This window comes from Formosa agariphila KMM 3901 (genome assembly GCF_000723205.1).
In the GTDB taxonomy this organism is placed as follows: domain Bacteria; phylum Bacteroidota; class Bacteroidia; order Flavobacteriales; family Flavobacteriaceae; genus Formosa; species Formosa agariphila.
In genome coordinates, this window is sequence record NZ_HG315671.1 from 3490292 (window position 1) to 3504829 (window position 14538).

The 14538-nt window shown below is 35.0% G+C and carries 11 protein-coding genes and 1 tRNA gene; all 12 read right to left on the reverse strand.

All coding sequences use genetic code 11. From position 1 onward, the window contains the following. Window positions 1-50: 50 nt before the first annotated feature. Window positions 51-124: transfer RNA gene (locus BN863_RS14755), tRNA-Arg, on the reverse strand. Window positions 125-166: 42 nt separating this feature from the next. After that, window positions 167-616 carry a GatB/YqeY domain-containing protein gene (locus BN863_RS14760; RefSeq protein ID WP_038531909.1) on the reverse strand — a complete coding sequence of 150 codons (450 nt, stop codon included), beginning with the start codon at window positions 614-616 and terminating at the stop codon, window positions 167-169. Window positions 617-713: 97 nt separating this feature from the next. Continuing rightward, window positions 714-2720, reverse strand: coding sequence for a cell division protein FtsZ (gene ftsZ / locus BN863_RS14765; protein ID WP_038531911.1), 2007 nt, complete (start codon window positions 2718-2720; stop codon window positions 714-716). Between the two features lie 88 nt (window positions 2721-2808). Continuing rightward, window positions 2809-4158 carry a cell division protein FtsA gene (gene ftsA / locus BN863_RS14770; RefSeq protein WP_038531913.1) on the reverse strand — a complete coding sequence of 450 codons (1350 nt, stop codon included), beginning with the start codon at window positions 4156-4158 and terminating at the stop codon, window positions 2809-2811. A gap of 3 nt (window positions 4159-4161) precedes the next feature. After that, window positions 4162-4884 carry a cell division protein FtsQ/DivIB gene (locus BN863_RS14775; RefSeq protein ID WP_038531915.1) on the reverse strand — a complete coding sequence of 241 codons (723 nt, stop codon included), beginning with the start codon at window positions 4882-4884 and terminating at the stop codon, window positions 4162-4164. Continuing rightward, window positions 4877-6229: a UDP-N-acetylmuramate--L-alanine ligase gene (gene murC, locus BN863_RS14780; protein ID WP_038531917.1), complete on the reverse strand. Its 1353-nt coding sequence runs from the start codon at window positions 6227-6229 to the stop codon at window positions 4877-4879. Before murC ends, BN863_RS14775 begins: the two co-directional genes overlap by 8 nt. Beyond that, complete coding sequence (murG, locus tag BN863_RS14785; RefSeq protein WP_038531919.1) at window positions 6230-7327, reverse strand: undecaprenyldiphospho-muramoylpentapeptide beta-N-acetylglucosaminyltransferase; 1098 nt, start codon at window positions 7325-7327, stop codon at window positions 6230-6232. It lies immediately after the preceding gene. Continuing rightward, window positions 7327-8523, reverse strand: coding sequence for an FtsW/RodA/SpoVE family cell cycle protein (locus BN863_RS14790; RefSeq protein WP_038531920.1), 1197 nt, complete (start codon window positions 8521-8523; stop codon window positions 7327-7329). The genes murG and BN863_RS14790 overlap by 1 nt, the downstream gene beginning before the upstream one ends. After that, window positions 8523-9854 (reverse strand): UDP-N-acetylmuramoyl-L-alanine--D-glutamate ligase, encoded by a 1332-nt coding sequence (murD, locus tag BN863_RS14795; protein WP_038531921.1) that lies wholly within the window; start codon window positions 9852-9854, stop codon window positions 8523-8525. Before murD ends, BN863_RS14790 begins: the two co-directional genes overlap by 1 nt. A gap of 1 nt (window position 9855) precedes the next feature. Then, a complete protein-coding gene (mraY, locus tag BN863_RS14800) occupies window positions 9856-11097 on the reverse strand; it encodes a phospho-N-acetylmuramoyl-pentapeptide-transferase (RefSeq protein WP_038531923.1) in 1242 nt (413 codons plus the stop codon). Window position 11098: 1 nt separating this feature from the next. Further along, window positions 11099-12562: a UDP-N-acetylmuramoyl-L-alanyl-D-glutamate--2,6-diaminopimelate ligase gene (locus BN863_RS14805; RefSeq protein ID WP_038531924.1), complete on the reverse strand. Its 1464-nt coding sequence runs from the start codon at window positions 12560-12562 to the stop codon at window positions 11099-11101. After that, entirely contained in the window at window positions 12559-14511 is a 1953-nt protein-coding gene (locus BN863_RS14810; protein WP_051774868.1) for a penicillin-binding protein, read from the reverse strand. The genes BN863_RS14805 and BN863_RS14810 overlap by 4 nt, the downstream gene beginning before the upstream one ends. Between the last annotated feature and the right edge of the window lie 27 nt (window positions 14512-14538).

Below are 14538 nucleotides of genomic sequence, written 5' to 3' on the forward strand. Positions count from 1 at the left end.
TAAAAAAAGTGTAATTATCTAACATTTAAAATAATTACACTTTTAAACTGTGACCGCGAAGGGATTCGAACCCCCAACCCTCAGAGCCGAAATCTGATATTCTATCCAGTTGAACTACGCAGCCATTATTCCTATCTACATAGGAATTTAAAAATTATATTTTAACCTAAACTAGGTTCTTTTTTACTAACGTTGAGATGGTCTTACCGTCTGCTTTACCTGCTAATTGCTGGTTAACAACACCCATAACTTTTCCCATATCTTTCATACCTTCTGCACCTAAATTAGAGATTGCTTCTAATACAACTTTCTCAATATCTGCTTCACTTAGTTGCTCTGGTAAAAACTGACTAATAACTTCGGCTTGTGCTAATTCTGGTTCGGCTAAATCTGTTCGGTTTTGTTCTGTAAAAATAGCAGCACTATCCTTACGTTGTTTTACCAATTTAGATAGTATTTTAATCTCTTGCTCTTCTGTAATTTCTTCTTTAGAACCTGATTCTGTTTGTGCTAATAACAACTCCGATTTTACTGCTCTTAAAGCAGCTAAGGCTGTTTGATCTTTGGCTTTCATAGCAGCTTTCATAGCTGTCATGATATCTTGTTGTAAACCCATAATTTTAATTTACTGCGAAGATAAAAGAAAAACCCAAAAACATCATAGAGTTTCTGGGTTTAAATGGTAATTAATTGAACTAAAATCTGCTATTAATCTAGTCTACGTTATCGTGTAAAAATGAATTATTACTTCTTAATTGAATATCATTATTATCGTCTACGCTTAAACTTGTACCCGACATATTATTCTCTGAAGAGTGTTGTGTTTCATCTAAATTAACGCCTTGGCGTTTATATGCTGGAATTTTTTCTATTTCATCAATTTTAGATGTATTGAATTTATAATTAAAATCCTTCATCTTTCTTCTACGCTCTTCTGCACGCTCTTTAAGCATCTCAGATATTGGCGTATTCATTGGGTCTATAGGCTCTACTGGTTCTGGCTGTGTTACTCGAGTAGGCTCTGGAGTTGCTTCTTTCTTAACAAAACTAACGTCTTGATTAAAATTGCTTAAAGTATCGTCGTGAATAGGTTTCTTCTCTTGTTTAACCACAGCCTTACGCTCTTCCTCTTGCTCCTCATAATCGTCTAGTACGTATCTTACTTCACCTTTTTCGTTAGATTCTGTTACATTAATTAGCTCTACATACTCATTAACCGCAGTATTTTTAACCTTATCTGTATCTTCTAATGAATGCTTGATTACGGGCTTTTCTTCTACTTCTTCTTGCGATTCTAAAGTAGGCTTACTTTGCTGTAAAGGCATATCGAAAGTTAAGGTGATTTGCTTCTCATCTTCCTCAGGAATCTCTGTCTCAGCAACACCATTTTTAACTTCAGTAAATACAAAATCATTTACATCGACATCGAAATCTGATAAGTTTTCGAACGTGACTTCAATATCTTTTACCGCTTGAGTTGTTTCAACTAAATCTGCTGTATTAGACGGTTTTGGTGTTTCCTTTTTAACTGGAGCATCAAAATCTTGTAAGTCGTTAATATCTAATGTATGTTTTATAACTTCAGGTGCTTTAACTTCTGCTTTTAAATCTACACTTGGTGGGATTATAGCTGGTTCACGACTTATTTTAGACGCTTCTTCTTTATCTAGGTTTTGTTCTTCATTCAAAGAATGAATGACTTTTTTTGCCTCTGTATTTGAAATTTCATCTTGCTGATCTAAATTAAAACCAGTTGCAATTATAGTTACAGCAATAGATTCTTCTAACGAATCGTCTTCACCAACCCCCATAATAATATTGGCACCATGACCAGCTTCGCTTTGAATATGATCGTTGATTTCACCAATCTCATCGATAGTAATTTCTTGTTCACCAGAAACGATTAGCAACAACACGTTTTTAGCACCTTGAATTTTATTATCGTTTAATAAAGGAGAGTCTAAAGCTTTCATTATGGCATCTTTCGCTCTGTTTTGACCAGACGAAATTGAAGACCCCATAATTGCAGAACCACTATTACTTAAAACCGTTTTAGCATCACGTAAATCGATGTTTTGTGTGTAGTGATGTGTAATAACTTCGGCTATACCACGAGCAGCTGTGGCTAACACTTCGTCTGCTTTAGAGAATCCTGCTTTAAAACCAAGGTTTCCGTAAACTTCACGAAGTTTGTTATTATTTATCACAATTAAAGAATCGACTACATTACGTAATTTTTCAATTCCTTTTTGTGCTTGTTCATTACGCATTTTACCTTCGAACTGAAAAGGCATGGTAACAATACCGACAGTTAAGACATCTAGGTCTTTGGCCATTTTTGCGATGATTGGTGCAGCTCCAGTACCTGTACCACCACCCATACCAGCAGTAATAAATATCATTTTTGTGTTGGTATCCAGCATACGTTTTAAGTCGTCGTAACTTTCTACAGCAGATTGCTCACCTATTTCAGGGTTTGCACCGGCTCCTAATCCTTCGGTTAGGTCTAATCCTAACTGAATTTTATTTGGAACACCACTGTTTTGAAGCGCTTGTGCATCTGTATTACAGATTACAAAATCTACGCCTTTAATGCCTTGTTGGAACATGTGATTGATGGCATTACTACCACCACCACCAACACCAATAACTTTAATTACATTTGATTGGTTCTTTGGTAAGTCAAATGAGATACTTGCGAATTCTTTGTTGCTGCTCATAAATTCTTTTTTACTGGGTTTTAATCTTTACTTTTCTAATTCTTTATTTTTAACAATATCTGTTTTAAAATATTGCTTAACTTTTTTATTATTCCGCTTTGTCCAAAAAATCCTTGATGGTGTCGGTAAATTTGTCCAAAAAACTTCTGCGCTCCTTTTTTTCGGTTGGAACGGCTTTTAACTCTTCCTTTTCCTCTAGAATTTCGTCTGTAATTGTTTCTGGGCTTTGTACTTCCTCTTCTTCAATTTCTTCAATTCTAGCTTCTCGTTGTTTACGTTCTTGATGTTTTAATCCGTCTAAAACTAAACCTACACTGGTTGCATATAACGGACTTGTAATATCTTCATTACTATCGCCTGCTAAATGCTCGTTTGGATATCCTATTCTGGTATCCATTCCAGTAATATATTCTACCAATTGCTTTAAATGCTTTAATTGTGCACCACCACCAGTTAACACAATCCCTGCAATTAGTTTCTTTTTTTGTTCTTCGTGACCGTAATTTTTAATTTCTAAAAATACTTGCTCTACGATTTCTACCACACGTGCATGAATAATTTTCGATAAATTCTTCAGTGTAATTTCTTTTGGCTCTCGACCTCTTAATCCTGGAATAGAAACAATCTCGTTGTCTTTATTTTCTCCTGGCCAAGCAGATCCAAATTTTATCTTTAAAAGTTCGGCTTGTTTTTCAATAATTGAACAGCCTTCTTTTATATCTTCAGTAATTACATTTCCACCAAAAGGAATAACTGCGGTATGACGAATAATACCATCTTTAAACACAGCTAAATCTGTTGTACCACCTCCTATATCGATAAGTGCTACACCAGCTTCTTTTTCTTCCTGACTTAATACAGCATTAGCTGAAGCCAAGGGCTCTAGTGTTAAACGTTCTAATTCTAAATCGGAACTTTTAATACAACGCCCAATATTTCTAATTGATGATACTTGACCAACTACAACGTGAAAATTAGCTTCTAAACGTCCGCCATGCATCCCAATTGGTTCTTTTATTTCCGGCTGACCATCAATTTTATATTCTTGAGGTAACACATGAATAATTTCTTCTCCAGGAAGCATTACTAATTTATGAACCTGATTGATTAATTGATCAATATCAGATTCATCTATAACGGTTTCCGAATTTGGTCGCGTTATATAATCACTATGTTGTAAACTACGAATATGTTGCCCTGCAATTCCAACAGTTACACCTTCAATTTTATGTCCTGCAGAAGCTTCTGCCTCTTGCACGGCTTGTTGAATAGATTGAATGGTTTGCGTTATGTTACTAACAACACCACGATGCACACCCAAACTTTTGGAGCGTCCTATTCCTAAAATCTCTAATTTTCCGTAATCGTTTTTACGACCAATCATGGCCACAATTTTTGTGGTTCCAATATCTAATCCAACTGCTATATTATGTTCCATAGTTTAGTTTTTGGTGCACACCACTTGGTTATCGAATTGCAAATTAATTTTATCATAATCTTTAAGCGAATTCTCTTCTAGAGCTTTCTTATAAAATACTTTTAGATTATTAATCTTTTTATCTAATTGAGTTAAATCTCCTAAATACACATTAAAGCGGTGTTGTCTTAACTTCAATGAAATTTTTTGAGTTTCATCTTGATGAATTTCCACCACATGTTTCTTTAGAAACGTATCATTATAAACTTTCTGAGCGATTATAAAAACATTACTCAAATTATTTTTTTCAATATGTCCCACAACAAAAGGTACTCTTGCCGTATGATTAGTCGACAAGGGCATATAGCCACCTCTATCATCTAGATAATACGAGGTTGTATCTTGAATACGTGCTATCGGCAACTTTTGTTCGATATCGGCTGTTAACGAGCCGTTTACATCTACATAAACTTGTGCTGATTTAATTAATGGGTTCGAATTCAGGGCAAATTCTAGCGTATTCAAATCTAAAGTTTCTTTGGTCATTTCTGAAACCTCTTTCTCTTTTTGTATTAACAAGTTACTAACATTTTCTTGCGTAATATATAAATTATTATCGCCCATAAAATGAATTATTGGCTCAGATATTTTACGCTGAGAATTTCTTGCAGATGCAAAGGCAAACAAAAATAAAACAATCCCTGATAAAACTATAAGTTTTACATAACCCCAATGTATTTTACTCATCTTGTAATGCGGTTTTTATATGTTCAACTTCTACTCCAATATCACCTGCTCCCATTGTAACAATTACAGATGCATCACTCGCTTTAATTTTTGATATAAGATTTGATTTTGACACCAATTCCTTATTTTCAGTTTTAATTTTATCTAACAACCAGGCAGATGTTACGCCTTCAATTGGTAACTCTCGAGCCGGATAAATATCTAATAATAACACAGCATCAAACTGCGATAAACTTTTAGCAAATTCATCTATAAAATCACGTGTTCTACTAAACAAATGAGGCTGAAATACCGCTAACACACTTTTTCCTGGATACATCTCTGTAACCGCTTGATACACGGCATTTATTTCTTCCGGATGATGTGCATAATCGTCTATAAAAACCAAATCGTCTGACTTAATATGATAAGTAAAACGTCTTTTAACCCCTTTATATAATGCTAAAGCCTCGGCGAGCTGCGGGTGAGGGCACCCATATTCTACAGCCATCGCCAAGGCAATTAGAGCATTAGACAAATTATGTCTACCAGGCAGGTTAAATTGAATATCTTTAACAACAGCTGTTGGTGTTTTTACATTAAACACGTAACCTCCGTTTTCTATTTTAATATTTTGTGCAGTATAATCAGAGTCATCTTCTATACCGTATGTTATACCTTCAATTGGCAATCCGTTTTTAACAAACAACTTACCTCCTTTTTTTACACGCTTTGAAAACTCTATAAACGAATCCTTCAGCGCTTCTGCTTCTCCATAAATATCTAAATGATCTGCATCCATAGATGTTATACAAGCAATATCTGGAGATAACGTTAAAAACGAACGATCAAACTCGTCGGCTTCTACCACAGAAACTTCTGTGCCTTTAGATATATAATTAGAATTATAATTTTCACTTATACCACCTAAAAACCCAGTCATTGGCACTTGGCATTCGTATAACAAATGCGCCAAAATACTTGAGGTTGTTGTTTTACCATGCGTACCCGCTACAGCCAAACAAAACGTATTTTCTGTAACCAATCCTAAAATTTCAGAACGTTTTAACACACTGAAACTTTTATTGTTTTTAAAATACACCAATTCCATATTATCTTTCGGAATCGCCGGTGTATACACCACTAAAGTTGTATCGTAATTAAAAAATGAATTCGGAATATTTGCAACAGAATCACTAAAATGAATCTCAATACCTAACGCATCTAAAGCACGCGTAACATCGCTAGGGGTTTTATCATACCCAGCAACACGCTTGTTATTAGCTTTGAAATATCGTGCTAAAGCACTCATCCCAATTCCGCCAATACCAATAAAATAAACGTTATCTATAGTGTTTAAATTCATTTAGCTTTTTAATAATTTTTCTACTTCGTCTACGATATCTTTTGTCGCATTTACCAATGCTAATTTTTTTATATTTTCACTTAAAATGTTCTGTTTTTCTTTAGATTCAATTAACTGAGAAAACTTATTTTCAAAATCGACATCTAAATCGCTTTCCTGTATTAACAATGCTGCATTTTCTTTTACAATAGCCATCGCATTTTTAGTTTGATGATCTTCTGCAACATTTGGAGACGGAATAAAAATAACCGGCTTACCAACAATACATAATTCTGAAACCGAACTTGCTCCTGCTCTAGAAATAATTATATCTGCAGCAGCATATGCAAAATCCATATTATTCAAATATGCATGAACTTGAACGTTTTTTGTATTCCCATTAATTTTATATTTATCGTAATACAATTTTCCGCACTGCCATATAATTTGAACATTACGTGTTTGCAAATAATCTATTTCTTTTTCAATTAATTCATTAATACGCTTAGAACCTAAACTACCACCTAAAACCAACAAGGTCTTTTTCTCTGGCACTAGCTTAAAAAACGCCTTAGCTTCTTCTGTTTTAGAATTTATATCTAACAATCCTTGACGCACAGGATTACCTGTTTTTATAATTTTTTGCTTCGGAAAAAAACGATCTAAACCATCGTAAGCCACACAAATTTTCTGAACCTTTTTAGATAACAACTTATTTGTTATCCCTGGAAAAGAATTCTGTTCCTGAATTAAACTCGGAATATTTTTTCCTGTAGCCATTTGCAATAAAGGCCCACTAGCAAATCCACCTGTACCTATAACTACATCTGGCTTAAACTTTTTAATAATTTTTCGTGCTTCATAAAGACTGCTAATCAACTTGAAAGGAAACATCAGGTTTTTTAAAGTCAGCTCCCGCTGAATTCCCGAAATCCACAACCCTTCAATTTTAAAGCCTGCCTGTGGCACTTTTTCCATTTCCATTCTATCTTTCGCGCCCACAAAAAGAAATTCCGCATCTGGGTAACGCGTTTTCAATTCGTTTGCAATAGCAATCGCCGGGTAGATATGTCCACCAGTTCCTCCTCCAGATAATATGATACGATAACTTTTACTCATTATATTGCTTCCGATAAAATTTCTAACGGATTTTCTTCATCTATTTCTTCTTCTTTTTCCGACACTTGACTATTAGCACTTACACTTAATATAATACCAACAGCTAAACATGTCATCCAAATCGACGTTCCTCCACTACTAATAAGTGGCAACGTTTGCCCTGTTACAGGAAACAACTCTACAGCTACAGCCATATTTAACAAGGCTTGAATTACAATTGGCAAGCCTACACCCAAAACTACTAACGACCCAAAAATGGTCTTAGCTTTATGAGACACCACTACTATTCTAAATAACAACAATAAATACACACTCATTAAAATAACAGCACCTATTAACCCATATTCTTCAACAACAATTGCATAAATAAAATCTGAGGATGACTGTGGCAAAAAGTTTTTCTGAACACTTTTTCCCGGACCAACACCTTTAATTCCACCTGATGCTATAGCTATTTTAGCTTTTTCAATCTGATAATCTTCTTCTGTATCTTCTCCATTCGAAAAATTTTCCACACGACTCATCCAAGTGTCAACACGATTAGGCATCGCATCTGGAAAAGCTTTAGCTACCAAAACAAACATGGCTAAACACAGCACTCCCATTCCTATTATTATTGCTAAATATTTAATAGGATAACCACCTAAAAACACTAATATAATTACTGTTAAGAATATTAAAGCTGCTGTTGAAAAGTTAGCAGGCAATATTAAAATTAACACTAAGAACACAGGCATCCAGAGCGGTAAAATAGACTCTTTAAACGTAATTGGAGTATCGGCCATTTTCGCCATATATCGTGCAACATAAATCATAAGCACTAGCGATGCGAACGTAGACGTTTGAAACGACATTCCTACAATAGGAATCTGGATCCATCGACTCGCATTAGCACCTTCTATGGTAGTCCCTTGAAGCATGGTAAAGCCTAACAATACTAACGCTACCAATATCCCCACAAACGACAATCCGCGTAAATAACGATAAGGCATGAGATGAGTAAAGTACATAAATACAAACCCCACACTTAAATGCATAAAATGTTTTAAGAAAAAAGTAAAAGTACTACCGCTACCATGCATATACGCCAAGTTGCTTGCCGCACTATACACCGGTAAGAATGAGAATAATGCCAACAATGCAGCAATAGCCCAAATAGAACGGTCTCCTTTTAATTTGTTTAAAAATTCTTGCATTATAAATTCCTTACTGCGTCTTTAAATTGCCTTCCTCTATCTTCGTAATTTTCGAATAAATCGAAACTAGCACATGCTGGAGACAACAATACATTATCGCCTGCTTCTGCTATTTTATAAGCGATTTTAACCGCCTCATTCATAGATTGTGTTTCCACAATAACATCTACCATATTACTAAAGTTTTGCAACAATTTTTCATTGTTTACACCCAAGCATATAACTGCTTTCACTTTAGTATTTACGAAAGAATATAACTCTTCGTAACTATTTCCTTTATCCTCACCACCAACAATCCAAACTGTAGGTGCCGACATGCTTTCTAAAGCGTAGTATGTCGCGTTCACATTTGTAGCCTTAGAATCGTTTATATATTGAACCTTGTTAATTTTCAACACATGCTCTAAACGGTGTTCTACACCCTGAAAGTTCTCTAAACTTTCTCGAATGGTCTGCTTTCTTATTTTTAATAAGTGCGCCACTGTCGAAGCAGCCATTGCGTTTTTAACATTATGCTTACCTTCTAATGCTAGGTCTCTTGCTGACATAAGTATCTGATTGTTATCTATTGTTATTTTAATATTTTCTTTTTCTAAACATGCGCCATTTTCTATAGTCTTTACTAACGAAAATGGTAATAATTGCGATTGCACTGGATGTTTCTCCAACCAATCGACTAACACTGGATCATCTGCATCATAAATCAAATAATCATCTTTTGTTTGGTTCATTGCAATTCTAAATTTTGAAGCGATATACGCATCAAAATCATAATTATACCGATCTAAATGATCTGGTGTAATATTGGTTATTACTGCAATATGTGGTTTAAAATCTACCACACCATCCAATTGAAAACTACTGATTTCAAGCACATAGTTTTTAAAATCGTCTTCTAAAACCTGCTTAGCAAAACTATCTCCAATGTTCCCAGCTAACCCCACATCTAACTCCTCTTTTAGGATATGAAATGCCAAACTCGCTGTTGTTGTTTTTCCATTGCTTCCGGTAATTCCTACAATTGTTGCTGTTGTAAATTGCACCGCAAATTCTATCTCAGAAATTACAGGAATATCGTTTTCAACCAACTGTTTTACCAATGGCACTTTATCTGGAATACCTGGGCTTTTCATAACCACATCTGCATTCAGAATTTTAGCTTCCGTATGCTGTAGCTCTTCCCAAGCAATGTCATGATGTATAAGAACGTTTTTATACTTTTCTTTTATTTTTCCTTTATCGGAAACAAATACGTCGAATCCTTTTTCTTTTCCTAAAAGCGCTGTTCCCACACCACTTTCTCCACCACCAAGAATCACCAACCTTTTCATCTTATCTAATTTTTAAGGTTACAATGGTAATAATTGCTAACAGTATTCCTATAATCCAAAATCGGGTTACAATTTTACTCTCGTGATATCCAGATTTCTGATAGTGATGATGCAAAGGCGACATCTTAAAAATACGTCGACCCTCGCCATATTTCTTTCGTGTGTATTTAAAGTAACTCACCTGTAATACCACCGATAAATTTTCTGCTAAAAAGATTCCGCACAACACCGGAATTAACCATTCTTTTCTAACCGCAATAGCAATAACTGCAATGATTCCTCCAATAGTTAAACTTCCTGTATCTCCCATAAATACTTGGGCTGGATACGTATTATACCATAAAAACCCAACCAAAGCTCCCATAAATGCAGCTATATAAATTGTGATTTCTTCAACTCGCGGGATATACATGATGTTGAGATAATCTGAGAAAATAATATTCCCAGAAACCCAAGCGAATATCCCCAAGGTAAACACTATAATTGCCGATGTTCCTGCTGCCAAACCATCAATTCCATCGGTAAGATTAGCTCCATTAGACACTGCTGTAATGATAAAAATTACGATTGGAATAAATAACAACCATGCATATTTTGCTAAACTTGGATCAATCCAAGTAATTAAATCGGCGTAATCAAATTCGTTACCTTTAATAAAAGGTATTGTTGTTTTAGTCGATTGCTCTTCGGCCGCGAAAAACTTACCAGGCAAAGCATTAGGATTTTCTGCTAATATTTCTAATTGCTGCGCTTCAGGTAACTTTTCTTTAATAGTTACATTAGGATTAAAATACAAGGTAGTCCCAACAATTAACCCTAAACCAATCTGACCAAGCACTTTAAACTTTCCTTTTAAGCCTTCTTTGTCGTTTTTAAACTTCTTAATATAATCGTCTATAAAACCAATAGTTCCCATCCATAAGGTTGTAACAATCAGTAATAAAATGTAAACATTATCTAATTTTGCTAATAAAATCACAGGAATTAAGGTTGCCAGAATTATAATAATTCCACCCATAGTTGGTGTTCCAGCTTTTTCAGACTGTCCTTCAAGTCCTAAATCACGAATTGTTTCTCCCACCTGTTGACGCTGTAAAAAGCGAATGATGCGTTTTCCGAAAACCGTAGAAATAATTAAAGACATTAAAATTGCCATAGCCGCACGAAAGGTTATAAACCCAAAAAGTGATGCTCCTGGAAATTGATAATGTTGCTCTAAATAGTCGAAAAAATAGTATAACATATTATTTTTCTAGCTGTTTTAAATAGTCCTTTACAATTTCGAAATCATTAAAATCGAAACGTTCTCCTTTAATCTCCTGGTAGGTTTCATGCCCTTTTCCAGCAATTAATATAATATCGTTTGGCTGCGCCAATTGGCACGCCGTCTTTATAGCTTGTCGTCTATCTACTATAGACATTGTTTTTTTAAAATTAATAGGCTCTACACCTTTTTCAATGTCTTCAATAATCACTTCAGCCACTTCATTTCTTGGGTTATCACTTGTAAACACCACTTTAGTACTTAAAGCCGATGCGATATGCCCCATTTTTGGTCGCTTTGTTTTATCGCGATTTCCACCACAACCAACTACAGTAATAACATCTTCATTTTTAGTTCGGATACTATTAATAGTTTCTAACACATTTTTTAAAGCATCAGGAGTATGTGCATAATCTACAATTGCAGTGATTTTTGAATCTGAAATTAGATATTGAAAACGACCGCTTACACTTTCTAAACCACTTATTAATCTAAGCGTTTCATCTTTTTCTAAACCTAGCAACTCAGCCACACCATAAATCGCTAATAAATTAGAAGCATTAAAATCACCTATTAAACGTGACCAAACTTCATTATCATTAATTTTAAGCAACAAGCCTGTGAATTGATTTTCTAAAATCTGACCTCTATAATCGGCGTAATTTTTTAAACCATAAGTTTGCTTTTGCGCTTTGGTATTTTGAAGCATCACTTCCCCATTCTTATCGTCTACATTTACCAAGGCAAATGCTGTTTTCGGTAAATTGTCGAAAAATGATTTTTTCACATCACGGTATTCCGCAAACGTAGCATGATAATCTAGATGGTCGTGAGACAAATTAGTAAACACACCACCAACAAAATGAAGTCCTTCAGTTCGTTTTTGATGAATTCCGTGCGAACTCACTTCCATAAAACAATACTCTACACCTTCTTCATTCATCATGCTCAAATACGCATTAATAGATAATGAATCTGGTGTTGTATGCGTTGCTTTATACGCTTTATCGTCTATTAAAACTTTTACTGTTGAAAGCAAACCAACTTTATATCCGGCGCCTTTAAACAGTTGATACAAAAGTGTTGCGATGGTTGTTTTACCATTCGTTCCAGTAACACCAACAAGCTTTAAATTCTCTGATGGATTATGATAAAAATTTGAAGCCATTATAGCCAAGGCTATTTTAGAATCTTCAACCTCAATATAAGTCACACCATTAACTCTTTGCTCTGGCATATGCTCGCACACCACAACTAAAGCACCGTTATTTACAGCCGTTTCTATAAAACCATGACCATCTGCTATAGTACCAGAAATAGCTACAAACACATCGTTCAATTCTATTTTACGAGAATCGAAAGCAATGTTATTTATATGCACATTGGTAGCACCAACCACAGTATCTATAGCAACTTTATACAATATGTCTTTTAATAAACTCACGATATTTTTAAAACAACTTTTTGATTTTCTTTTATTTTTTCTCCTTCAGGAATCGACTGAGATTTAACATCTCCCAATCCATCCATTTCAACCTCAAGCCCTAAGTTTTCTAATAAAGCAACAGCATCCATAACTGGCAACCCTACTACTTTAGGCATAATGGTTTTATATTTTTGAGCCGTTTCATAAAACTTCTCAAACTCTTCATCTACCGGCTTATCCACCACTTGCAACGAATTAACTTCATCTACAATTGGTGTATCTGTAAATATTTTTTGAGCAATACGCTTAAACACTGGTCCAGAAACATCTGCACCATAAAATCCTTTTTTTGTACTTGGCTTATGAATAACCACAATACAAGAATACTTTGGATTAACTGCCGGAAAATATCCCGCAAATGTTGAGATATAACGTTTATTATCTTTCCAGTCTGCCATCCAATACTCCGTCTGTGCAGTACCCGTTTTTCCCGCCATTGAGAAATACGGATTATATAAGGATTTTCCTGTTCCGCGTTTTACTACATTTTCTAATATTGCTTGAACTTCTTTAACCGTTTGCTCCGAACAGATTTGCTCATTAATAACTTCTTTATGAAAAGTTTCTATTGGCGTATTTAATTCCTTTACACTATAAATAAAGCGTGGTTTTACCATCACTCCATCATTCGCAATAGCATTATAAAAGGTTAAGGTTTGCAAAGGTGTTAAGCTCAAATTATAACCATAAGCCATAGATGGCAAAGCATTTCTACTCCACTTACTATGCCCTGGTTCTGGAATCATTGGCTTCCCTTCCCCTTTAATAGGAATTCCTAAAGGCTGATCTAAATGCCAAGATTTCAATCTGTTTATAAATTTCTCTGGATTCTTAGAATAATTATCGTCTATAATGGTTGCAAAAGCAATGTTTGAAGACACCTCCATAGCACGAGCCACAGAAATCTTACCAAAACCACCATGATGAGAATCGTAAATTGAACGCCCGTAAAAACGTTTCATCCCTCGTTTTGTATCAATCACTGTAGACGTATCTACCACTTTATCTTCTAACGCAGCAACCAAAGCCATTAACTTAAAAGTAGAACCTGGCTCATGAGATTCGCCCACAGCATAATTCAACTTTTCATAATAATTGCCATTTGTGGTTTTTCCTAAGTTAGAAATCGCTTTAACTTCTCCAGTTTCCACTTCCATCACGATTACCGTTCCATGTTCAGCATCGTAATACTCCAACTGCTTCAACAACGCATGATGTGCAATATCTTGGATATTCACATTTATGGTTGTATACACATCGTATCCATCTTTTGGCTCAACCTGATTATAATCGGCAATAGGTTTCCACTGTCCTTTACCTATATTTTGTTTTAAACGTTTTCCGTTTGTTCCTCTTAAATATTTTACTCCAAAAGCACCATCTATACCTGGACGTGTTACATGACCTTGATCATCTATACGCTCGTAACCAATGGTACGCTCTGCAATACCACCCATAGGATGTTCACGCTTGGTTTTTTGCTCTACAATTAATCCTCCTTTAAAAGCTCCAAGGCCTAAAAGTGGAAAATTTCGTAAACGGATATAATCTGAATACCCAATATTTCTCGCTATTAAATGGTATCTATTTTTGTTAGCACGCGCCTTACGCAATACGTTTTGATAGTAACTAGAAGGTTTCCCTCCAAACTCATGAAGCGAATCGCATAACGGCTTTAAATATTTTTCGAATGTTTTGGAAGTTGGCGTGACAGCATCGAAACGAATGTCATACTTAGGCACCGAAGTAGCCAAGAGACTTCCTTCTGAATCGTATACATTTCCACGATTTGCAGGAATAGTAACCGATTTTATAGTACGTTTTTCTGCTAGATTACGATACTTATCTCCATCGACAAACTGAATAGTACATAACTTGAATAGCACAGCCACTGCAAAGAGAAACATACATCCTGCTACAATATACAATCGGGT

Bases quoted from the DNA above. Each gene is read 5' to 3' on its own strand.
- ftsZ (WP_038531911.1), bottom strand. From the start codon at position 2,720: ATGAGCAGCAACAAAGAATTCGCAAGTATCTCATTTGACTTACCAAAG.
- mraY (WP_038531923.1), bottom strand. From the start codon at position 11,097: ATGTTATACTATTTTTTCGACTATTTAGAGCAACATTATCAATTTCCA.
- ftsA (WP_038531913.1), bottom strand. From the start codon at position 4,158: ATGGAACATAATATAGCAGTTGGATTAGATATTGGAACCACAAAAATT.
- murD (WP_038531921.1), bottom strand. From the start codon at position 9,854: ATGAAAAGGTTGGTGATTCTTGGTGGTGGAGAAAGTGGTGTGGGAACA.
- BN863_RS14775 (WP_038531915.1), bottom strand. From the start codon at position 4,884: ATGAGTAAAATACATTGGGGTTATGTAAAACTTATAGTTTTATCAGGG.
- BN863_RS14760 (WP_038531909.1), bottom strand. From the start codon at position 616: ATGGGTTTACAACAAGATATCATGACAGCTATGAAAGCTGCTATGAAA.
- murC (WP_038531917.1), bottom strand. From the start codon at position 6,229: ATGAATTTAAACACTATAGATAACGTTTATTTTATTGGTATTGGCGGA.
- BN863_RS14790 (WP_038531920.1), bottom strand. From the start codon at position 8,523: ATGCAAGAATTTTTAAACAAATTAAAAGGAGACCGTTCTATTTGGGCT.
- BN863_RS14810 (WP_051774868.1), bottom strand. From the start codon at position 14,511: ATGTTTCTCTTTGCAGTGGCTGTGCTATTCAAGTTATGTACTATTCAG.
- murG (WP_038531919.1), bottom strand. From the start codon at position 7,327: ATGAGTAAAAGTTATCGTATCATATTATCTGGAGGAGGAACTGGTGGA.